A 19794-nucleotide genomic window follows, 5' to 3' on the forward strand; every position below is an offset into this window, starting at 1 on the left:
TGCACTCGGCGTCTCGCAGTCAACTCATCAGGTCGTTAGAGCAAGACCGCAGGTGAAATTCTTCGCCGCGAGCTGCTCAGACGTAACCCGAAAATTGTATACAAGTCCATACTCAGAACCGATATTTTTGACCTTATAGTCTAATTTTTTCAGAGCAGCCCTAACGGCACGGTAAAGAGTCTGGTCCCCTTTCCAGAGCCCCAATGCCATGCGGAAGCGCTCGAAACTTTCCGGCGGGAGCCAAAATACCTGATATTTCCCGTTGTCGATGCCGGTTGCCGAAGCCGCGAACCGTTCAGTAATGGCGCCGTCGATCTCGCCACGATCAAGAAGTGCCCGCAGTTCCGTCGGCGAACTCACCAGCCGTGCCTTCACATCGTTTTCCCGTAGCCACCGGGAAAGAGCCAAGCGATCAAGGCCGGAGGTGCCTGGCCAAACGGCCCAAGAGCTGCCGCGCGCGGGCAACGATCCGTCAAGGGATATTCCAACCCATCCGGTCTCGGCAAGAGTGGGCAGCGTCTGCAGGAAACCTTGCGTTTGGACAGTATCCGCCACGCCTCCGGCAATGATGTTGCACTGGCCGCGTGTTAGGCGCCAATTACGTGGATTGAAGTCCCGTCCGATGGACGGCATGACATTGACGACGAGCCTGACGCCGATCTCTTGGGCGATCAGGCCCGCGAGTTCGACATCAAAACCGGGGCTGTCCTCGTCCGCTTGAACAAGGGGCGGATAGCTTTCGGGCACGCAGAGCTTGAGCACGCCATTCTCCTGCACCTCGGCAAGAGAGTTGTCTGGAGGCAGGAAGCTGAGTGCGATGAGAAGCACCGCGATCAGCCCGATATTGGCTGCCGGCCGCAGCCACGGATGGCGTGGCCTGCGGCTCATGTGCGGTTGAAGTCGATGAGGGCGATCACAAAGAAGATGACCGCCATGCCCAGAACTATGGCCGGTCCCAGCACCGTGGGAAACTGATTGAAATCGATGAGAATGCCGCGCAGCGCATCAACGGCATAGGTCATGGGGTTGGCCCGGGTGAGGAACACCAGCCACTCCGGATAGCTCGTGACTGCTTGGGTACGGGTCAAAGACGGATCGAGCGGGAAGATCGAGGACGATGCGAAGTAAAGCGGCAGGATCAGCGTGTTTGAAAAGACGCCAAATCCCTCAAAGCTGCGCACCCGCGCTGCAAGGATTATGCCGAAGGAGGTGAGGCCAAAGGCGAGCAGGAACATGAAGCCGAGCGCCGCGGCCATTTCCCCGAAGCTGAGCGTGACATCCGCGAACCTCGCCAGCAGGAGAACAAGGCCGCCATGGGTGGTCGCCACCGTTGCTCCTCCCAAAACCTTGCCGAGAAGGATCAATGAACGCGGCATTGGCGATACGAGGACTTCGCGCAGAAATCCGAATTCTCTGTCCCAAATCATCGATACTGCGAACTGGATGGATGTATACATGATGTTGAGAACGATAACGGCAGGAAACAGGAACTGCAGGTAGGTGTAGGGAACCACATAGGCCACCTGTCCATATACCTCGCCGCGGAAATATGGATTGAGCCCAACGCCGAGAATCAGAAGCCAGATAATCGGGCGGCTCACTCCACCGATCATCTGGCCCCTGTCACGCGTTGCGCGCGTGATCTCGCGCAGCCAAACCCCGTAGACGCCCCTGACAGCGCCAATCGCCTCGTTCATCGCCGGCCTCCGCGCCGCCCTTCGGCCATCTGCGCCTCCCTCTCCCCGTCGGTCCTGTCGCGCAGATCCCGCCCGGTGAGCGAGAGAAACACGCTTTCGAGGGTCGGTTCGCGGTAGCGGATCTCCGTCAGCTTGTCCTTGAATGGCTCGGTCTGGAGATAATCAGCCTCGATCGATTCGGCTGGCGCAACAATGCTTCTCGCGCCAAGCGGCCGGGCCTCCGGAAATTGGGCGAGGATGGCCTTGCGGGCTTCCGCATGGGTTACATCGGCCTGCACCCAGCGGCGGCCATGTTCCGCCTTCAGCGCCTCGGGGCTGCCTTGGGCGATGATTTTACCGCGGTCGATGATGCAGACGACATCCGCATCCTCGACCTCCTCGATATAATGGGTGGTGGTCAGGATCGTAATTTTGCGCTCGGTGCGCAGTTGATCGAGATATTCCCAGATTTGTTGTCGCGTCTGTGCGTCGAGGCCGACGGTCGGCTCATCGAGGAAAAGAATTCTCGGTTCGTGCATGAGTGCTCGGGCAATCTCCAGACGCCGGCGCATGCCGCCCGAGAAGGTGCGAACGATCTCGTCTTGCCAATCCTGCAGCCCGACGAGCTCCAGCACCCGCTCTATGTGAAAGCGGCGCCGTTTCGGCGCCAATCCATGCACCAGCCCATGAAAATTGAGATTCTCGCGCGCGGTCAAACGGTCGTCGAGGCTGGAAGTCTGGAAGACCACGCCTATTGAGCGCCGTGCAAGCCGCGGAGCACGCACAACATCATGCCCCGCCACCAGAACGCGTCCGTCCTGGGGCGCACGGAGCGTGCACAGGATGTTCATCAGAGTGGTCTTTCCCGCCCCGTTTGGACCGAGCAAGGCAAAGCTGCTGCCCTCCTCGATCTCAAGGCTCACTCCGTCCAACGCCACCGTACCACCGTAGCTGGCTCGGACATTTTCAACGCTTACGATGTTTGCCATTCCCGATGAGGACTGATTGAGAACGATGGCCAAGCCGATCCGAACATGGCCTGGGAATCCCGCTGAGTTTGAGTTTTACTCGGAGGAGCGATTTTCAGCAACGCGTGTGCTCATCGGTCCCCAGCGGCGGCGATAAGGCCACGCTTGGCCTCGCATGTCGAGCATGAAGATCGAAGAGGACCGGCCGGCCGCCATTGGCACACTTCGGGCACAGAAATCGGCGGCGGCCGCGAATCCGGCTCCGACTCGTGGAAGGCTTACATGCGCCGGGCGACGAATACGGTGAATTACTCCACCGCTCTGCCGCTCGCCCAGGGCGTGTCCTTCGACATCGCCTAGCACATGAAGATAGAGCTCACCGAGGGAGCGGACATCCGGCGCGCTTCCGCTTCGCCCGGAATCGGAATTTGCAAAATCCTGCTATTCTCGCCAACGCAGCGGCTGTGCAACGGGGGGTCCGCCGGCGGTTATCCTTGGAATGGGCGAGCCGAGACTTTGACACGCCGAACCGTGTCGCGGAAGCGGCTAAAGCGCCATCGAGCGAAACGAGACGCACCACATCGCGCTCGATGAAACACCGGAGCTGAAGAAGTCGACTGCGGGAATTTTGCTGCGAGAATGGCAGACTATGCGCTGGATGAAATCAGGAGCATCCATTCGCCAAGCAGCTCCTGTTCGACGCCTTCATGGGTGGCCTCGGTCCGGACGACGAGGTCCTTATCCCGAAGCCCTACTCCGATGTGTTCGGGGATTGCTATAGCGTGCCGCTGCTGATCCCCTGCAATGCGGAGGTGACTTTTGCGTCACCGCCGATCAGCCTGAAAGCAATCACGCCGAAGATGACGCGCGTCAGTTGAAGGGTCTCTGGGCTCCTGCCAGCCGCCAGCCCTTAGAACCACGCCCGCGAGACTGTGACCAGTTCGCCGCGGATCGCCTTAAGCGCAACTCGGCCTCGAACTATGCTGAAAACAGCCTGCGTGTCCGCACCCCGGATCGCCCTTCTCATCGGGCGATCCATCTTATGCCCCGCCTCAGAAACCGGCACCCCATTCAGTGCGAGGATCAGGTGCCTCCCCCTAAGCGCCTATCGAACTATTCGCTGCCTATTCAGACGATCAATTCGGCGTCGGTGACATGCTCAGAGTAGTGCCGTCGGCCTTCGTGGCCCGGACGAACGCACCGCCTCGCCGTCCGTCCCTCAAAGGACTAAGCACTACGGTCACTTCCTCACCCGGCATAAAACTCTCGTTGTGAAAGCCTTGGCGAACCAACGTGTTCACGCTGGAGCCTTCAATAGCGAAATCCACCGCTTGGCCCTCACGCTGCACTGTCATTACGAGCCAGCTATGCGGGTTTACGAATTCCCACGACTTCACGACGCCTTTGAGTTCAACTGGGTTTGCCTGGTCGAACATGGCGAACGAATGATGCGCATTTACGGACGATGCGGCTAGAGCAACCGTTCCCGCTAGAGATGCAGATATTGCCAGGGACCGCCACCGAACAAGAACGCTCATAACTCCTCCTCAAAACAGTTTGTAATTGTTGATAGATTCTATGCTGATAACTATATTTACCAAAATAAGATGTCAACATAGTTAGACATGAATAAATTTGTATAACGATATCTGTCTATCAATATATCTATCAATATACTTGTTACTATTTCGAAATTCCTATTTTCGTTTCATTACATTTCATTGCATTGCGGCAGGGTGGCGCCGATCGCTTGTGGTCGTCGAAAGCAACGCGGGCTATGTGACTGTTAAATGGACCACATCAAGGTAGGTGCAAGCAAGTCCAGCCCATTAAGCCGAACGCGCCTATTCACGGCGACCGCTATGGGGCAAACCTGCTTCATCGTCACATGACGCGCTTTCCCAAAGAGTGGCGCCTGGTTCTGAGACAGCGGCATAAGGAGATCGCCCGATGAAAAGGACGATCCAGCATCAGACACGCCGACCTTTTCGGCCGAGGCCAAAACCAAGACTGCGCTTGAGGTGATCCGCGGCGAACGGACGATTTCGAAAACTGGCGGCGAGCATTAGCTCAACCTGAACCAAATCACGCAATGGAAGCGACCGGCCGTCAAGAAGTTGGCTTTTTTCAACGAAAAGGGCTCTGATGCGCAGGCCAACCAGGCAAGCCGAGTGACAAAGCTGCACGCAAGATTGGCCAGCTAGTTCGAGCGCGATTTTTTGGCCAAAGGCCTCGATTGCTGAGCCTGGATCAGAGGAGAATGATAATCGATCCCGGCCGCGAAAGGCTTTCGCTGGGCGGCCGAACCCGCTTAGCGACAGGCAGCACGCCCAAGCTGTAATGAGCAGACGGACGATGTGTCGACGCTCCCCGCACGCGCTAACAAATGCAACCTCAAGGAGCGACAGCCTTACAGGCTTATGGATTAGCCGGACCAATCAATTCGTCGAAGTCTACACTTGGCAATTCGCGACGGTAAGTCGCGTGGCAGGACTCGCATTGAACCTCGAGGTCCTCGATCAAGATCCGCTGCTTTTCCCTGTCGGTTGTCATACTTGCTTCAAAAGCGGTCTCGGCCGCAGCCGTCGCCATGGCATAGAAGCCGTCCCAGTCTTCCCAAATCAACGGAAGTGAGTGTGAAGCCCTCGCGGGATCCGTCGCTTCAATTTCTGGCGTCCAAACGTCGGGCTCGCCGCGATAAAGATGAGGAAACGTCAAAAGCATAGTCGAAATCGCATCAAGCCGGCCACGCACTTCGCGGTCGCTGTATTCAAAGTATCCGTCAAAGGTATCATGTAGGATATCGTTATTGTTTCCGATGGTTGTCATGAGAAGGCGCCGAGCGGAAACCGCATCCTCAGGGCTGGTGAGTGCCGTCATTTGCAACTTCGATACAGTAGCTTGCGATACGGCGGAGCCAATAGCCAAAGCGAGCACTGCCCCACATACAATCGCTAGATTCAGTTTCATCGTATATGTTTCCTAAGAGGCCGCTACATCGGTCAAGTTGCGCGAGAGTTATCGTGGTCAGTGAAGAGGCTTACTGATGCAAAGTTCCAAACATAATTAGCGATAGATCTTGCATGCAGTTATATTCGATCCGCCCCAATTCGCATCGAACGAAATACAATCGGTTTTGCCCTATAGAACAAAACTAATACTGCGATGTGAAGTGAAAAATTATTTAGAGTTGTATAGCGTTTTTTTCAAAATATTTTGCACCACGGACTGCCCCTGATCGTCGCGCTTTCGGAAGTACCAGCCGAGAAAGGTGATCGGGAATGGGAGTGATTTCGGGAGCGCCGTGTCGGATGGTTCAAACCATCACTCACTGAATTTGATCACGGCGATAGCAACATCACGAGTTTGGATTTTTAAGCGTTGCGTAATGGGGCACTTATGTGATCGGCCTCGCGGCCAGCCATTTTGATTGTTAGTGCAATAGTGAAAGCGGCACCAGCGATGATAGGCCGCTGCCTGTCGCTTGTGTACCAGCGTGGTCCTTCTTCATGGTCACAACCATACTTCAAGGCGAACCGGGTGCCCTTGGATGGTTTTGAATAGTCATGGGGCCGATTGGCCTGTTACGACCGCAGCGAAGCTGAACGAAATCAGCAATGCGTTGGCGGCTGCGGAAACCGACAAGATAGCTGATCGCCACCCCTTTCCAGGACACATTCAAAACTGGATTAAGAGTGGTTACCGGCTTTGCCTGAGTCTACATCAGCCTGGCTCATCCACGATCATATTTTCGATGTGCCCAAGCCCCTCGATTTCCACTCGTACTGTTTGCCCGGTCTTCAGATAAGTCGGTGGACGCATATATTGCCCGGCACCTGTAGGACTGCCGGTCGCCAGTATGTCACCCGGTTCGAGCGTGAAAGCAGTGGAGAGTTCCGCGATCATTTCACCAAACGTATAGAGCAGGTCATCGGTATTGCCGTCTTGCCGCAGCTCGCCATCCACCCAGGTCCGTATCCGCAGGCTGCTCGGATCGACTTCGTCGAAGGTTGTCAGCCACGGGCCGATCGGACCGTGCGTGTCAAAAGATTTGCCCAGCGTGGCCGTGGGTGAGCGGCGTTGCCAGTCGCGAACACTGAAATCATTGCAGACCAAGAACCCGGCAATAATTTTTTCCGCGTCTGACGTCCTCGCATGACGTATCCGCTTGCCGATCACGAGAGCCAATTCTCCCTCATAATCGAGTTCCGATGAGACGCGCGGCATATGGACGGGGTCATAGGGGCCATTAATCGCGGTGACCTGCTTGTTAAACCAGACCTGATGTTCGGGGATAGCAACACCCTTCGCGCGGAACTCATCGGCGCTGGATTTGAAACTCAGGCCAAGCCCGAGGAATTTTCGCGGCCTTGTAATCGGCGCATTCAGTTGAACCTCGTTAAGGGCAAGCCGATTGGCGCGACCTGCGGCCAAGCGGACTGCTTCCAGAGTTTCAGCCCCACCTTCCAGAATGGCCACCATATCGTTCGGCAGACGCGGATTGCCGCTTAGCAGGTCGACAACTTCCCCGCGCTCGACCAGCCCGATACGCCTTACACCGCCGTGGGTGAACAAAGCCAACTTCATCAGTCGCTCCTAGTTATCGCGCTTTGCTGCTTGTACGCCGCGGTTGGAATCCACCACCTGTGCCGGAGGTTCAAGATGCCGGGACTTCGGCCGTCACCCCCGCTAGCGAGGGCTGGTGGCTTGCCGTCCGGAGCGATCAAGTAGAGAACCCAATTCGAATGCTTCTTTCCCTTTGCTACCTTAACAGAACAGTCGTTAGCTGAGGAAACAGGATCAAAAGACCGACCACGCCAATCGTGATGATCGCAAATGGTGCGGCTCCCCAATATACGTCCTCGACCTTCAGTTCTTTCTGCTCCGAAGTGGCTTTAACGACGAAGGCGGCCATGCCGAAAGGTGGTGTCAGAAGACCGACTTCGACGCTCATGACGGTTATTATTCCCAGCCAGATCGGGTCCACGTTCATGGACTGAAAGATAGGATACATCAGCGGAACCACGAGAAGAATGATGGACGCGGAGTCAATAAGAGTACCGAGCAGAAGGATTATGGTCACGTAGATGACCAGCGTTCCGACGACACCCAGGCCGAGGTCGGAGAAGAGACCTACAAGAGCTGCAGGAACGCCCGTGAGAGCCAGCATACGGGTATAAATACTGGCACCAATCACCAGCAGCAGAATAGATGCGGTGACCTGGCCGGTTTCGGTCAGCAGACGCCAGTAGGTTTTCGGGTTTCTAACCTTGAAAAGCGCGAACAGAAGTGCGCCGAATGCACCCATCGCGCCGGCCTCGTTCGCTGTGAAAATGCCACCATAAAGGCCACCGAAGATTAGAAATACGAGGACAGTGATGGGTCCGATCTTGAGGATGATCTCGCGCCAGGTCATGGCAGGCCCGCAGGGACGATCCGCATCCGTGCCCCCATAGATGGCCGGCCGGAAGCGCGCCTCTAGCACAATGAACAGCACATAGGCGGCAGCAAGCAACAACCCTGGAATTACTGCGGCGAGAAAGAGTGACCCTATCGAGGTGAACGTCATCACGCCGAAAAGGATCAGTAACAGACTGGGCGGAATGAGCGGGCCCAGAAGGGATGCCGCTGCGACCACGCCTGCAGATCGCCGGAGCGAATAGCCGTATCGCTGCATCTCCGGAATCGCGAGTTTGGAAAAGATTGCAGCCGCCGCGATACCCACACCGATGGTAGCCGCAAAAATCGCGTTCGCACCGACTGAACCGATGGCGAGGCCGCCCGGAAGACGCCTAGTGGCATGGGCGGCGACATCAAATGTAGAGCGTCCCATTCCGGCGAGAACAACCAGCAATCCCATGAACACGAAGACCGGGACCGTTGCAAAGGTGTAGCTCGATATTGAATCCGTCGCGGCGATCACCAGCGAGTTAGCGGCAACGTCGAAACTGCCGCGAACGAGAAAAACGCCGAAAAAGGAAACCAGAATAAAGGCTACAGGCACATGCAAGCCAGCGTAGACCAATAATATCAATAACCCAACAGAGGATAGACCTATTTCAAAACCGCTTACGACTTTCCCCGCCGCACTGCGCGTGCATTCTCAAGCAACGAAAAGAGGAACTGGAGCACCACAACGCCGGCCCCGATCAATACAACGAGCCGGGTCGGCCACTTTGGGAATGAAAAGACGCCGGGAACACCCACCATCGTATTAGTGGCGAAATCGCGGACCAGAACCGGCCAAACGGCCCAGAAGAGCACACCGAACGCAAAGCAGCCCATCGCAGCAAAAATCAAGTTCAGGTAGGGCACAATCCACGAACACCGCCTGAGCAGGATCCGCTCGAGCAGGTCGGATCGAGCGATACTGTTCTGACGCAAGGCATAACCGACCTGAAGGAACAAGATCGCCACGATGGATAGTTCTACCATCTCGTTCGTGCCATCGATCGGACTGTTGAACAGCAGTCGGCCGAGGACATCGCCAACCATCAAGGCGATCATTGCGATAATAAGAATCGTACCAATCGCGTTGAGAAACGAAACCAACCCGCCGAAGCCGCTTTCGAGAGCTTCTCGAACGCGGCTCAAGCTCGGGGCCGAAACACCCCTCATTGGTCGAAGCCAACCTGGTCCCAATTCACCAGAACCTTATCGTTATTGGCGCGCTGATAGTCCATGAACGAGCCGAGTACATCCCTGGCCGCAAGTCCGCGTTCCTCGAGCGGCGCAGCCCAATTTGCGGCCAAATCTTCCAGCTTGGTGGCCCACTTCACGCGTTCGGCTTCAGGGAATTCGACAATTTTGCCGCCACCCGCTACATACTTCTTCTCCGCAGCATCGACCGCCGTGTCCATCACCTCGAGGTATCGCTGCTGGAACTTGTCCGCGGATTTTTTCATGGCGGTTTTGACCTCCTCCGGGAGGGTATCCCAGCGCGATTGGCTGACAACCAGGCCACCTTGGAACATTGAGCCAAACTCGACCTTCATCGCGTAAGGTGCAACTTCTTGGAGGTTGATGCTTGCGCCGCCGAGGAATGGGACGATCGTAGATGTGAAAACGCCTGTCTGGAGATCGTTGTAGGCCGTGCCGAATGAGGTGATGACGCCAACCGCGCCGGTTCCGTCGAGCCAGTTGGTGTTGATGCCGGCAACACCGACTTTTTGGCCATTAAGGGCGTCGACAGTTTCGATCGGTTCCTTGGACATCAGCACGTAGTTGTCGATCGCAAAGCCGGTCAGATAAACTAGGCCGTGCTGGGCCCATTCCTCTTGCAGCGCGGGCATTGACTTGATCATGCTGTCGACCGCCAGGGTAGCGACGCGAAGATCTGTCGTCGTGAAAGGAGTTACATAGCCGACATTGGTCAGGGGCAGACGGTTGGGTTCGAAGATTGCGCCCAGTTCGGCGACATCGGCGATTCCGTCGCGGGTTACGTCGAGAATTGCCGGCAAGCCTGCCAAAGATCCGGCGGCGGCAACATTCCACTCCACACGATGTTCGCTACCCATCGCTTCAAGTTCGGCGTTCACACCAGGCAGGAACGTGTTGATGATGGTGGCAGTCGACGGAATTACCGGAGGGAATCCCGAGGCGAATGTGAGGGTAAACGTTTCTGCGTGACTGCTCGTGGAGAGCGCCATCAATGCAGTAGCGGCAAGAAAGGCCACTCGACTGCTCAGCTTGCTCTTTTTCATATGCTTTTCCTCCCTAGCGGTTTTTTCTTGAGTTCCGATGTCGTGAACAGCCGCGCGATCCATCGAAAGCTTGCAGCTTGCCGATGAATACGCTGGCTGGCCCACTGTTCCCTGGATTGCGTTACTTGCCTGGCCCTTCAACCAGAATCAAATTGCTCTGACCCTTGGTTGCTAGCATTCTAAATGGGACGGCTCGCTGGTATTCTTCGGAGTAATAGAACTCAAGGGCCTCATCCATAGATCTATATTCATGAATAACGAAGCGATTGAATTCCGATACTCCCTCGATAAGCTTGAATTTTCCCCCGCGCACCAAGGTCGTGCGGTTGGGATATTTTTGCAAGGCAAGTTCAGTTAGTCGATGGTACTCCTGCATCGGCTCTTCATCAACGACATTGGCCCTTCCTATCCAATAAACGGGCATGTTCTCTCGCTTTCTTTACCTTGTGAGTTGGAGCCTTTTCGAACCGGCGGCAGTTGGCCGCCGGTCCATACGTTGTTCAATGATTGGCTAGTCGCCTAAGTATCTGAGCGAACCATCGGGGTTACGCTGCCACTGCTGGAGGAAGTCCCACATTAGATCGGTCTGACCTGGCGCTTGCCCGTGAGGCATATCCAGCACCCATACGAAGCTGAGGAGGTTGAGCCCGTCGTCAGTCGAATAAGCGTAGTTCTGGAACCGGCCCTCGGGGAACCGCTCATCGACAGCCTCCTGGATGAGATCCGCACCGGGCACTAGGATCTGGTAGGGTTCGCCATTGCGGCTATCGTAAAGCTCGGTTCTGTCTTCGGTCTTGATGCCGTTAAATGCCTTCATCTCATCGATCGCATTACGCAACACCCCTTGCGCGGGGATCATTCCATCCATCGAAGAGCCACCGTCCGACGATCCGTAGACGATCATCATTGGAATGCGCAAGCCTTTATCGGATTGTTCGGCTGCCGCGGCAACAACCGCTTCGGGCATCGGTCCAATACCGCTCGTTGGCGCGACCGCAGCAAACAAATCCGGACGGGTAATGCTCATCATATAGGTCAGAGCGCTGCCGAACGAGAAGCCATGCATATAGACGCGGCTCCTGTCTATACCGTAGTCCGCCGCGACCTGCTCAATAACGGCAGCGACATACTGGGCGTCGGGCCCGTTAGGGTCTTCAACCGTCCAGCGGTTGCCCTGCCCCTGCAAATAAACGGTAACAAAACCCTCTTTTTCCCCAAGCTCATGGAAATTAGTCTGACTTATGAACTGCCAGGCCGGAAAGCGGGCGCCGTGGGCAGACAGAAGGAGCGGAAGTCCTTCACCCGATTCCACGTTCGAGGGAACGTGGACATAATAGGTGTAGGTCAGGTCGCCGATATCAATTGATTTAACGTCGAATGCCTGTTCGACCTCGGCCTTCGGCATGAGGACGCCCAATTCGCCATTGGCCGATGTGGGCCAACGCGCCGTACGAGAGAAGAGGTTATCCCATATCGCGGAGGCGATTTCGCTGTTATAGGTCGCATCAGCGCCAACCACCGTGGTCAGCAGCTGACTGGCCGGGTTTTCGGGATCCGCATAAACCGTGGTCTCAAGCCCCCCCAAAGTGGTGCTTTCGCCGGCCTCAGCTACATTGTTTGCCGCCTTCCAATATTCCTCTTGGGACGCTTCACGTTCCGTCGGTTCTCCGGAGGTAAAGAGCCAAGCGGCAACCGGCACTTCATCCTTTGTCTGCTTCCAGACCGCAGCGGGGTTCTTGCCGCCACGCTGATTGAGCAGGTAGCCTTGGGCCGATTGATCACCGTATTGGTATGCGTGGCCATAGGCGGCTCCATCGAGAGTAGCGACGGACGCATAGATGCCCGGATAATTCATGACGAACGCCTGGGCCACCGTGCCGCCAGCACCCGCCCCGGTCAGATAGTGGAAAGGCTGCCAGGTAGGAACGGTGGGCGGGCCGCCTCTGCCGCCGCGTTGCGCCTGTCCAGCTCCACCGCGTTGCGCCTGTTCAGCCCTGCCGCCACCCTGCGCTTGTCCAGCTCCGCCGCCGCCCTGCCCGGCTCGGCCGCCCTGGGCTTGTCCACCTTCCGCGGCAGGCAGTGGAAGGTTTAGTGCCGCATGCTGAGAGACCGCATACAGATAGTCGTCCTCGCCAGCTGCGTTCAGCCCCCATTTATGCTCATCGCCCATGGCTGCGGGAAAGACGACAGCAAAGCCGTTTTCGTCCGCCAGATCGGTCCAGCCAGACTGCTCAGCGAATTCTTCCACAGATTGGCCGTTGTCATGAAGCGCGTAAACAACAGGATTGAAGCCATCGTCATCGATATTATCAGGTACGTAGTAGTAGTAGACGCGCTCTCGGCCGCCTACCGTAACGGACTTCGTTTCGAGGCTCTGCGCGTATGCCACTCCGGACCCTAGGAAGGTCGTCGTAATAAGCGCTGCAGCTAAAGCGGCCCGTCTCGGTTGATCGAAGTAGAAATCCTTAATTATATTCACGTTTTTCAACATCCGGTTCTTCTCCATCCGATGAGTGAAGGGTGCGCATCCATCTGGATGCGCCCCCATTTCATGCGATGAGGTAATCAGTGCTTTTTTGGAGCGGGTATTAGTGTTGGGCTCCCCCTCCACAAAAGGCTCCGCTTCCGTCGAGAGCGGCCGCACAGTTCCACACGGCCGATCGGGTTTTGCCCTTCCACGTGATGAATTTGTCATGCCGCACGACATCGAGGATTTCGACCGTCTCTGGAGCGGTGTTTCCGACGGCCCGGGCAGTAACGACGTTGAGGTCCTCATCGGCCAATACCGGGCCGCTAATCTCGACGTCATCGAATGCGCCTTCGGTCAGCTTGCTGACTGGCGTCGGGGCACTTGCTTCCGTGACCCAGTTCTCTCCGGGTTGAGCCTCCGGGAAGTCCCGGCCGGCGCCACCGTCACCTTGCAGCGTGACCACTTCCCATTCGGGGCGGTGGTAGTAGGTTTTCTCCGTCGTCCACGGCTCGGTGAAGAGCACCGGGTCGGTCACGCTGATTTCAACCTTCAGCGTGCCTGGCTCAGGGGACCAGAACCGCTCTTCGACCTCCATGGTCGGGCTCTGCTTACCGCCGCCGGGAAGATCCTGGCCTTCCATAAGACAGCAGGTGTGAACCTTTAGAACATTGCCCTCCCAGTGTCCGATCGAATGCCCCATCGGGCTGGGCAGGGGGTGTTCGGGATGATCACGGCCGTCGGTATAAATCCGCCGGACAAGGCCCATTTCGTTGGTAATGAAGACCGCATATGGATTGATATGAAACTTCAGCGGCCGCAGCGCGATCATCATGCCGGGCAGCGATCGGAAACCGCCGCCTGCCGGCTTGAACACGGTCCGCATATATTCCTCATTGAACGGCGCATGCTGTTTCACGCCGGGCGGAATCGCATCGTTCCAGATGATATCGCCGCCACGCTCCCAAAGGCCGTTCCAGTCCGGCAGTTCCGAATAGTCGACAAGCCGCGGACCGCCTTCCGGATAGTTCACGACCTGGGCCGATGCGGGCACGGACATTGCCCCGGCCAGAAATCCGATAACGACAGCCGATAGCCGCCAATTTCCAATAAATTTCATCGGGTATCCTCCCCTTTCATCCGTAACCGTTCTCATTTTTATGCCAGCGACATGCTGAGCGCCGTGTCACCAGCCTTGTCGGCGCAGGCGCATTCGCCCCATCGCAGTCCATGAACACTCAAGGACAACCAGCCTCCCAAACTCCTCCCAGTTTACTGCGCGGGCTATACTTGGACACTTCATGTCTAGTCCTACTATATAATAAAAGTCAACGACAACCCTGATCCATTATATCAAAATCAAATTCTATTTTCGTCGGGTTATTTGTAAGATTTTCTTATTTTTACTTTCTATTTCAAAAGATTTCCATTCTTTGCAAGTCTTAATCTCCGAGAACTTAGCCGCGGAACAGGCAGGTGCATCCCGTCATCAGGGACGCACCTCGACAGCGTGATAAGTTCGCTGCCGTAAGTTGGCTGCCTAGCCTCCCGCGCTGCAGAACGCGCCGGTACCGTCGAGAGCAGAAGCGCATTCCCAGGTGTTTGAGCGTGTCTTGCCCTTCCACCTGATTGCGTTATTGGAGCGTACAACGTCTAGGATTTCGATGGCTTCTGCCGCGGTGTTACCGACCGCGCGGGCAGTAACGGCGTTAAGCTCCTCATCCTTCAATGCCGGCCCGGTAATCTCAACCTTGTCGAACGCGCTTTCGGCCAATTCGCTGAGCGGGGTTGGCGTCGCCGCCTGCTTGATCCAGTTGTCGCCAGGAGCGGCATCGGGGAAATCCCGGCCGGCGCCATCGTCTCCTTGCAGCTCTACGACTTCCCAATCGGGGCGATGGTAGTAGGTCTTTACTGTTGTCCAGGGGGCGGTAAAAGCCTCAGGATCGACAACGGTGATCTCCACCTTGAGGGTCCCGGGTTCCGGAGACCAAAACTTTTCCGTGACATGCATGGCGCCGCTATGGGTTCCGCCGCCGGGTAGCCTTGCGCCTTCCATCGTGCAGCAGGTATCGACATAAAGTACGCCGTCCTTCCAATGGCCGACCGAGTGGCCCATCGGGCTCGGCAACGGGTGTTCGGGATGATCCCGACCGTCAGTATAGATACGGCGAACGTTCCCGCCTTCCGACGTAATCAAGGTCGCATAGGGATTGATGTGGAATTCAAGTGGACGCAAAGCGACCATGAAGCCCGGCATGGAGCCGTAGAGGCCTGGGCCGCCGTTTCGTTGACGTCCTCTCCCCTCCAAGGCACGCCGCTCCGCCATCGCGCGCTCTTCAAGTAGCGCCGCCATGTATTCCTCGTTGAATGGCGCATGCTGCTGCTCTCCTGGAGGAACCGCATCGTTCCAGACGATATCGCCGCCACGCTCCCAGAGACCGTTCCAGTCCGGCAGTTCCGAATAGTCGACCAGCCGCGGACCGCCTTCCGGATAGTTCACGACCTGGGCCAATGCGGGCAGGGACATCGCCCCCGCCAGAACTCCAATAATGACGGCCAATCGCCGCCAATCTTTTGTAACCCAAATCATTCGGGAATCCTCCTCTGCTATGTCCGGTTTGTACTTTGTTGAATTTCAGCGGCATGCTAACCGCGGCATGGGTCAGCCTTGGCGGCTCCAAAGTAGAAGCGGCCGGCCGGCGCCCCCCGAGGGACCGGCGCCCATTGGCGACGACTTCGCCCTGGGAATTGACGCATTGCTGTCACTTTGAAGGTCCAGGGAGTTCGACCGGATTCTCCCGATCGAATATTGCAAAGAAACGATTGACACCTGCAGTCGACGCAAGCAGCGCGACTGCCTCCCCACAAACAACGCGGTCGAAAGGGGTGACCGAACGGACGCAACCGGCTCATAAGCCCCTCCTGTACGACCTACGCATGGAGTACTTTGTGCCGGGCTACTCTTCCATCCATTTACTGTCAATATTCGGCGCATATCTATATATTACTAAATACTATTTGATATATTTCGTGGTATAACTTTGTGGCTTGCCATTTTCGAAATGTGTCGAATTGTTTCACTACTCTTTACGCGCACAGCAGACCGCGGGCAGGCCCGACGCTTCTCTTTGTCAGTTTCATGACATATACTCGCCCAAGCGGGAGGAGCCGCAATGGACACGAATGATCGAGGAAGGAGCTATAGGATGAGCCAAAGCGCTGTCCTAGATCGAGAATTTGCACATCCAGGCGAACGGGCTTTAGGGAAGAGGCTTCTAATTGTCGATGACGATGACGACATCAGGACTCTGGTCGCAGAGCAACTTGCTGAGGCGGGTTTTAGAGTTGAGCTCGCTGCAGATGGCGTCGAAATGTTCGATCACCTCTCAAAAAAGTCGATCGACCTGATTATTCTGGACGTAAATCTGCCAGGCGAAGACGGCCTGTCCCTCTGCCGGCGCCATGGGCAGAAGAGCAACATACCAGTTATCATGCTGACGGCACGGGGTGCGCTGATCGATCGTGTTATCGGGCTTGAGGTTGGCGCGGACGACTATCTCGCCAAGCCTTTCGAACCCCGTGAGTTGCTCGCCCGCATCCGATGCGTCCTGCGCCGAGCCGGCGCGGCTGTTGAGCCGGTGGACGCCCGGCGAGCAAAACGTGCCAGGTTCCGTGGCTGGACCCTGGATTTCGAAAATCGCTGCCTTGTCGATCGGGCCGGCCGTGTCGTAGTCCTTTCGGGAAACGAGTTCAGCCTGCTAAAATACTTCGTTGAAAACGCCAATGAAGTGCTGACACGCGAGCAACTCCTCACTTTGTCGACACCAGCGACTGCAAATGACTACAACGCGCAGCGCCTTGCAGACCTGCAGATCTGTCGCCTGCGGCAGAAACTACACCCCGACACGGACGAGGCTCCACTGATCGCAACGGTCAGGAACAGAGGCTACGTCCTCGCTGCGGCCGTGGAGTTCGAATGAGTCCAAAACAGTATGTACGGTCCCTCGGCGGCCAGGTGTTTCTTGTCCTTCTGATTGGGGTCGCCCTGTCCGCCTGCCTTGCCTTGGGGCTGGCCAATATCCGGCGACTGGCCGACCTCGATCGCATCCATATTGATCGCGTGGCCGAGCGCGTCATGGATTATGTCATACTCCTTGACCGCGCTCCGGCGCATGTGCGTGAAGAGATACGTCTGAAAGGGTTCCCCGGCCTCCATCCCCCACGCGGGACTGAAGTGACAACCGGAGTGGATTCAGCGCTTTCAACGGAGACAAGCGAGCGTCTCGGTCGGCCAGTACGCGCTTTCAATGCCAATCCGCCTTCGTGCTTACCCTATGCACCCTCCAGACTCTTCCACACGAACACGAAGTGCTGGATGGTTTACACCACGCTTAAAGACGGCTCCACGTTGAAGCTTGCAACTTTTAGCCCACGCCCGGACACGTTTGCAATGTCGCCGCCGGACGCGGTCTTTCTCTCGATTCTCGGAGTAGGAGTGATCGTTCTGACATTCTTCGTTTCGCGCATGGTTTCCGCTCCGCTCCAGCAACTCTCCACAGCAGCGCGCGTGCTCGCCGAAGATCTGGACAGTCCGCCGGTTACCGAACAGGGGCCGACGGAGGTCAGGCAAGCCATCCGTGCGTTCAACACGATGCAGGAGCGGTTGCGCGATAACGTTGAGGAAAAAACTCGTATCCTGGCGTCAATCACGCACGATCTTCAGACGCCGATGACGCGGCTGCGCCTGAGATTGGAGAAGGTGACCGATAGCGCCTGCGCAGTCGCCTGATAGATGATTTGAGGTCCATGCAGCGCCTGGTGCGCCAGGGCCTCGAGTACCATCGGGGCAGTGAGGTCGAAGAGCCCATGGTTGTCCTGAGGCTCGATTCATTGCTAGAGAGCGTTATCGACGATGCTTCCGAGGGAGGCGCAGATGTCAAATTTATCGAGCGCGCCAATTGCGATGTCGAGGCCCGCCCCGAGGCGCTGAGGCGGTGCTTTTCCAACCTTATCGACAACGCGTTGAAGTATGGCGGTCAAGCCGAAGTCTACGTCCGCCAGGAGGACGATCGGGTGCACGTCCACATTCGCGATCGCGGCCCCGGAATTCCCGACGACAAGATCGAAGCCGTCTTCCAGCCTTTCTGCCGGCTAGATGAGAATGTATCAGGAGGCGTTGGGCTGGGATTGACCATCGCCAGAAACATGGCGCAGCTCAACAATGGTGATCTGCAGATTTCAAACGGCGCCGGCGGAGGACTCGATGTTGTCGTCACGCTCAAAAGGAGTACACCAAGCGATTTGGGGATCGTGACTTCTTCGATGCCCGTTCACAAGGAACCTGCAGCACAGCCGTCGCGGCAGGCAGGCCGGCCGAAAACATCCGCGGCCTACAGGGGTCCGAAATTGTCAGTCGTCGTAAACGCGATCCAGCGCCCGTAGGTCACGACGCCGATCCAAAAGGTGAGTGACAATCCGGCCGCAATCCTGGCCGATGCCGGCGTGGACCTGTTGATGTCCCAGCTGTCGATGCCTGGCTCGATCAGCATATGAAACACGAGCATATTCGCCCCTGCTAGAGCCAGAAGGAGCAACTTGATCTGAAAGGCGAAATTTAACGCATACGACGCCGCGTCCGAGATGAACATGAGCAGGCCCGTGATCACGGCGACGATGAAGAAGCCCCACGTCCAAGGCAGGATTTCCTGGGTGAGGTCCGTCACACGGTGCGTCTTCCAGCTAACATCCAGAAGTCGCAAATCGACGATGGAAATGGAACCGACCACCAAAGCGATTGCGATAACGTGTACAGTTTCAATTGCGGGAAACGCCCATGCCGATCCGGCTATGAATTGGGCCAGAAGAGTGTTCTGAAGCCACTGAGCGATACCTTCAAAGGCCATTGGGAATTCTCACTTTTGAATACCGAATTAATGGGTGGAATAATAGGCTATCAGACGTCCGCAACTGGCGATCGCCACCCATAGTCCAAGGTTGATAACCGCAAGGAACTGCAGCGAAGCTGAAAGCGTTATCTGTCCATCCGGTGACGATACGATACCGTTGAGACGCTTCTGCAGAAGAAGCGTTGCTCCCACTGCTGCTACGAGCAGGGCCATTTTGAGCCCGAAAACGGGGTTTATCAGCGATCTTTCTGGCTCAGCTATGATCAGAAGCATTCCGCTTGCGACCATGAGAACGAGCGCACCCCAAAGAACGGGTGAGAAGCGCTTGACGACGGCTTCGATGTCAACCTGCCCAAAAACGACGCCGAGGGCGCGCGCACTCAGAACCGCTGCCGAGGTCAAGACCAACGCAAGACTGAGAATGTGAATGACTTGAATTAGGGGCACGGCCCAAGATACAGCAATCAACAGGTCGTTGAGCGCTGTTCCTGAGATCCAGTTGGAAACGGATAGCATACGGCCTCCTTAGGTTGCAGTTCCGGGTCCATGCACGCAACCGCACTGGGCTTGCTGAAACCAAATCTCCCTTCCTATGACGCTGGTGTAGGCGCCTAAGACTCATCACAGTAAGGATTTCCCCATAAATACACTGGCCAAGTAGGATCGCAAACAACATATATTTTCGGCAGTTTTAATCTAAACAAACATTTGAAATTTTTTGAAATATATTCAAGGCTACTGGCGAATTTCTAGACGGCGTGCCAAAGTACGTTCGAGTGGCCAAGCCGCTTACGCGCGGTGCCGTGGCGAGTTCCTGTTCCATGACCCGGTCCCGTCATAGATGCTCAACATTCGGAGACGGTAACCGAGCGGAGGCTGCACAATACCAAGTACTTCTCCCTGGTCGGGTAGGGCAGAGGAATGCGCTATCTTGGCGAAGCCGACCGACTGAGTGGCATTTACAATGGGAGCTTGATGACGGCCCCGATTAGAGAGCCGGGGCAATTCACACCAAGCTGGCCCTGCATGATACGAGCTTCTCAAAAATCACCGTCCTGCAGGCGATGACCTTAC

The 19794-nt window shown here is 56.4% G+C and carries 19 protein-coding genes and 1 pseudogene; 5 read left to right on the forward strand and 15 right to left on the reverse strand.

The window, feature by feature from the left end; all coding sequences use genetic code 11:
- Positions 1-27: 27 nt before the first annotated feature.
- From GNP00_RS10190 to GNP00_RS10200, 3 genes are read right to left on the reverse strand one after another with little or no spacing between them, the layout of a single operon-like run.
- Positions 28-888 carry a substrate-binding periplasmic protein gene (locus tag GNP00_RS10190; protein ID WP_011582209.1) on the reverse strand — a complete coding sequence of 287 codons (861 nt, stop codon included), beginning with the start codon at positions 886-888 and terminating at the stop codon, positions 28-30.
- The gene (locus GNP00_RS10195) at positions 885-1697 is read right to left on the reverse strand and encodes an ABC transporter permease (RefSeq protein ID WP_011582210.1); all 813 of its coding nucleotides are present in this window, start codon (positions 1695-1697) and stop codon (positions 885-887) included. The genes GNP00_RS10190 and GNP00_RS10195 overlap by 4 nt, the downstream gene beginning before the upstream one ends.
- Positions 1694-2665: an ABC transporter ATP-binding protein gene (locus GNP00_RS10200; RefSeq protein WP_011582211.1), complete on the reverse strand. Its 972-nt coding sequence runs from the start codon at positions 2663-2665 to the stop codon at positions 1694-1696. The genes GNP00_RS10195 and GNP00_RS10200 overlap by 4 nt, the downstream gene beginning before the upstream one ends.
- 213 nt (positions 2666-2878) lie before the next feature.
- On the opposite strand from GNP00_RS10200, the pseudogene GNP00_RS23145 reads away from it, so the two are divergent.
- Positions 2879-3004, forward strand: a pseudogene (locus GNP00_RS23145) (aldehyde dehydrogenase); the annotation flags it as partial.
- A 347-nt stretch (positions 3005-3351) separates the two neighbouring features.
- Positions 3352-3522, forward strand: a complete 171-nt coding sequence (locus GNP00_RS10210; RefSeq protein WP_157038102.1) for a hypothetical protein — start codon at positions 3352-3354, stop codon at positions 3520-3522.
- 258 nt (positions 3523-3780) lie between these two features.
- Here the strand turns inward: GNP00_RS10210 and GNP00_RS10215 are convergent, their stop codons facing one another.
- The 10 genes from GNP00_RS10215 to GNP00_RS10260 form a co-directional block, all read right to left on the reverse strand.
- Complete coding sequence (locus tag GNP00_RS10215) at positions 3781-4182, reverse strand: DUF6152 family protein (RefSeq protein WP_011582213.1); 402 nt, start codon at positions 4180-4182, stop codon at positions 3781-3783.
- Positions 4183-5062: 880 nt separating this feature from the next.
- Positions 5063-5614, reverse strand: a complete 552-nt coding sequence (locus GNP00_RS10220) for a cytochrome c (RefSeq protein WP_011582214.1) — start codon at positions 5612-5614, stop codon at positions 5063-5065.
- 753 nt (positions 5615-6367) lie between these two features.
- Positions 6368-7231, reverse strand: a complete 864-nt coding sequence (locus GNP00_RS10225; protein WP_011582215.1) for a fumarylacetoacetate hydrolase family protein — start codon at positions 7229-7231, stop codon at positions 6368-6370.
- Between the two features lie 175 nt (positions 7232-7406).
- Positions 7407-8702, reverse strand: a complete 1296-nt coding sequence (locus tag GNP00_RS10230; RefSeq protein WP_041544807.1) for a TRAP transporter large permease subunit — start codon at positions 8700-8702, stop codon at positions 7407-7409.
- A gap of 11 nt (positions 8703-8713) precedes the next feature.
- Positions 8714-9196, reverse strand: coding sequence for a TRAP transporter small permease subunit (locus tag GNP00_RS10235; RefSeq protein WP_166015970.1), 483 nt, complete (start codon positions 9194-9196; stop codon positions 8714-8716).
- Positions 9197-9258: 62 nt separating this feature from the next.
- Positions 9259-10347, reverse strand: coding sequence for a C4-dicarboxylate TRAP transporter substrate-binding protein (locus GNP00_RS10240; protein WP_011582218.1), 1089 nt, complete (start codon positions 10345-10347; stop codon positions 9259-9261).
- A gap of 121 nt (positions 10348-10468) precedes the next feature.
- Positions 10469-10771 (reverse strand): DUF1330 domain-containing protein, encoded by a 303-nt coding sequence (locus GNP00_RS10245; protein ID WP_011582219.1) that lies wholly within the window; start codon positions 10769-10771, stop codon positions 10469-10471.
- A gap of 87 nt (positions 10772-10858) precedes the next feature.
- Positions 10859-12838 carry a PHB depolymerase family esterase gene (locus GNP00_RS10250; RefSeq protein WP_011582220.1) on the reverse strand — a complete coding sequence of 660 codons (1980 nt, stop codon included), beginning with the start codon at positions 12836-12838 and terminating at the stop codon, positions 10859-10861.
- A gap of 97 nt (positions 12839-12935) precedes the next feature.
- Positions 12936-13934 (reverse strand): hypothetical protein, encoded by a 999-nt coding sequence (locus GNP00_RS10255; RefSeq protein WP_166015971.1) that lies wholly within the window; start codon positions 13932-13934, stop codon positions 12936-12938.
- Between the two features lie 420 nt (positions 13935-14354).
- Entirely contained in the window at positions 14355-15404 is a 1050-nt protein-coding gene (locus tag GNP00_RS10260) for a hypothetical protein (RefSeq protein ID WP_011582222.1), read from the reverse strand.
- A gap of 616 nt (positions 15405-16020) precedes the next feature.
- On the opposite strand from GNP00_RS10260, the gene GNP00_RS10265 reads away from it, so the two are divergent.
- The 3 genes from GNP00_RS10265 to GNP00_RS10275 are packed head-to-tail and all read left to right on the forward strand — an operon-like array spanning position 16021 to position 18256.
- Positions 16021-16794: a response regulator gene (locus GNP00_RS10265; RefSeq protein ID WP_157038104.1), complete on the forward strand. Its 774-nt coding sequence runs from the start codon at positions 16021-16023 to the stop codon at positions 16792-16794.
- Positions 16791-17603, forward strand: a complete 813-nt coding sequence (locus GNP00_RS10270; protein WP_166015973.1) for a HAMP domain-containing protein — start codon at positions 16791-16793, stop codon at positions 17601-17603. Before GNP00_RS10265 ends, GNP00_RS10270 begins: the two co-directional genes overlap by 4 nt.
- A 17-nt stretch (positions 17604-17620) precedes the next feature.
- Positions 17621-18256 (forward strand): sensor histidine kinase, encoded by a 636-nt coding sequence (locus GNP00_RS10275; RefSeq protein WP_166015975.1) that lies wholly within the window; start codon positions 17621-17623, stop codon positions 18254-18256.
- Here the strand turns inward: GNP00_RS10275 and GNP00_RS10280 are convergent.
- Together GNP00_RS10280 and GNP00_RS10285 are read right to left on the reverse strand one after the other, a co-directional pair.
- The gene (locus tag GNP00_RS10280) at positions 18205-18717 is read right to left on the reverse strand and encodes a DUF6644 family protein (RefSeq protein ID WP_011582225.1); all 513 of its coding nucleotides are present in this window, start codon (positions 18715-18717) and stop codon (positions 18205-18207) included. The two genes, GNP00_RS10275 and GNP00_RS10280, sit on opposite strands and share 52 nt — an antisense overlap.
- Positions 18718-18744: 27 nt before the next feature.
- Positions 18745-19236: a DUF6644 family protein gene (locus GNP00_RS10285; protein ID WP_011582226.1), complete on the reverse strand. Its 492-nt coding sequence runs from the start codon at positions 19234-19236 to the stop codon at positions 18745-18747.
- Positions 19237-19794 lie beyond the last annotated feature (558 nt).

The organism is Chelativorans multitrophicus (genome assembly GCF_011317445.1).
Lineage (GTDB): Bacteria > Pseudomonadota > Alphaproteobacteria > Rhizobiales > Rhizobiaceae > Chelativorans > Chelativorans multitrophicus.

Bases quoted from the DNA above. Each gene is read 5' to 3' on its own strand.
- GNP00_RS10285 (WP_011582226.1), bottom strand. From the start codon at position 19,236: ATGCTATCCGTTTCCAACTGGATCTCAGGAACAGCGCTCAACGACCTG.
- GNP00_RS10200 (WP_011582211.1), bottom strand. From the start codon at position 2,665: ATGGCAAACATCGTAAGCGTTGAAAATGTCCGAGCCAGCTACGGTGGT.
- GNP00_RS10245 (WP_011582219.1), bottom strand. From the start codon at position 10,771: ATGCCCGTTTATTGGATAGGAAGGGCCAATGTCGTTGATGAAGAGCCG.
- GNP00_RS10210 (WP_157038102.1), top strand. From the start codon at position 3,352: ATGGGTGGCCTCGGTCCGGACGACGAGGTCCTTATCCCGAAGCCCTAC.
- GNP00_RS10265 (WP_157038104.1), top strand. From the start codon at position 16,021: ATGAGCCAAAGCGCTGTCCTAGATCGAGAATTTGCACATCCAGGCGAA.
- GNP00_RS10195 (WP_011582210.1), bottom strand. From the start codon at position 1,697: ATGAACGAGGCGATTGGCGCTGTCAGGGGCGTCTACGGGGTTTGGCTG.
- GNP00_RS10280 (WP_011582225.1), bottom strand. From the start codon at position 18,717: ATGGCCTTTGAAGGTATCGCTCAGTGGCTTCAGAACACTCTTCTGGCC.
- GNP00_RS10255 (WP_166015971.1), bottom strand. From the start codon at position 13,934: ATGAAATTTATTGGAAATTGGCGGCTATCGGCTGTCGTTATCGGATTT.
- GNP00_RS10275 (WP_166015975.1), top strand. From the start codon at position 17,621: ATGCAGCGCCTGGTGCGCCAGGGCCTCGAGTACCATCGGGGCAGTGAG.
- GNP00_RS10270 (WP_166015973.1), top strand. From the start codon at position 16,791: ATGAGTCCAAAACAGTATGTACGGTCCCTCGGCGGCCAGGTGTTTCTT.
- GNP00_RS10250 (WP_011582220.1), bottom strand. From the start codon at position 12,838: ATGTTGAAAAACGTGAATATAATTAAGGATTTCTACTTCGATCAACCG.
- GNP00_RS10225 (WP_011582215.1), bottom strand. From the start codon at position 7,231: ATGAAGTTGGCTTTGTTCACCCACGGCGGTGTAAGGCGTATCGGGCTG.
- GNP00_RS10190 (WP_011582209.1), bottom strand. From the start codon at position 888: ATGAGCCGCAGGCCACGCCATCCGTGGCTGCGGCCGGCAGCCAATATC.
- GNP00_RS10220 (WP_011582214.1), bottom strand. From the start codon at position 5,614: ATGAAACTGAATCTAGCGATTGTATGTGGGGCAGTGCTCGCTTTGGCT.
- GNP00_RS10240 (WP_011582218.1), bottom strand. From the start codon at position 10,347: ATGAAAAAGAGCAAGCTGAGCAGTCGAGTGGCCTTTCTTGCCGCTACT.
- GNP00_RS10260 (WP_011582222.1), bottom strand. From the start codon at position 15,404: ATGATTTGGGTTACAAAAGATTGGCGGCGATTGGCCGTCATTATTGGA.
- GNP00_RS10215 (WP_011582213.1), bottom strand. From the start codon at position 4,182: ATGAGCGTTCTTGTTCGGTGGCGGTCCCTGGCAATATCTGCATCTCTA.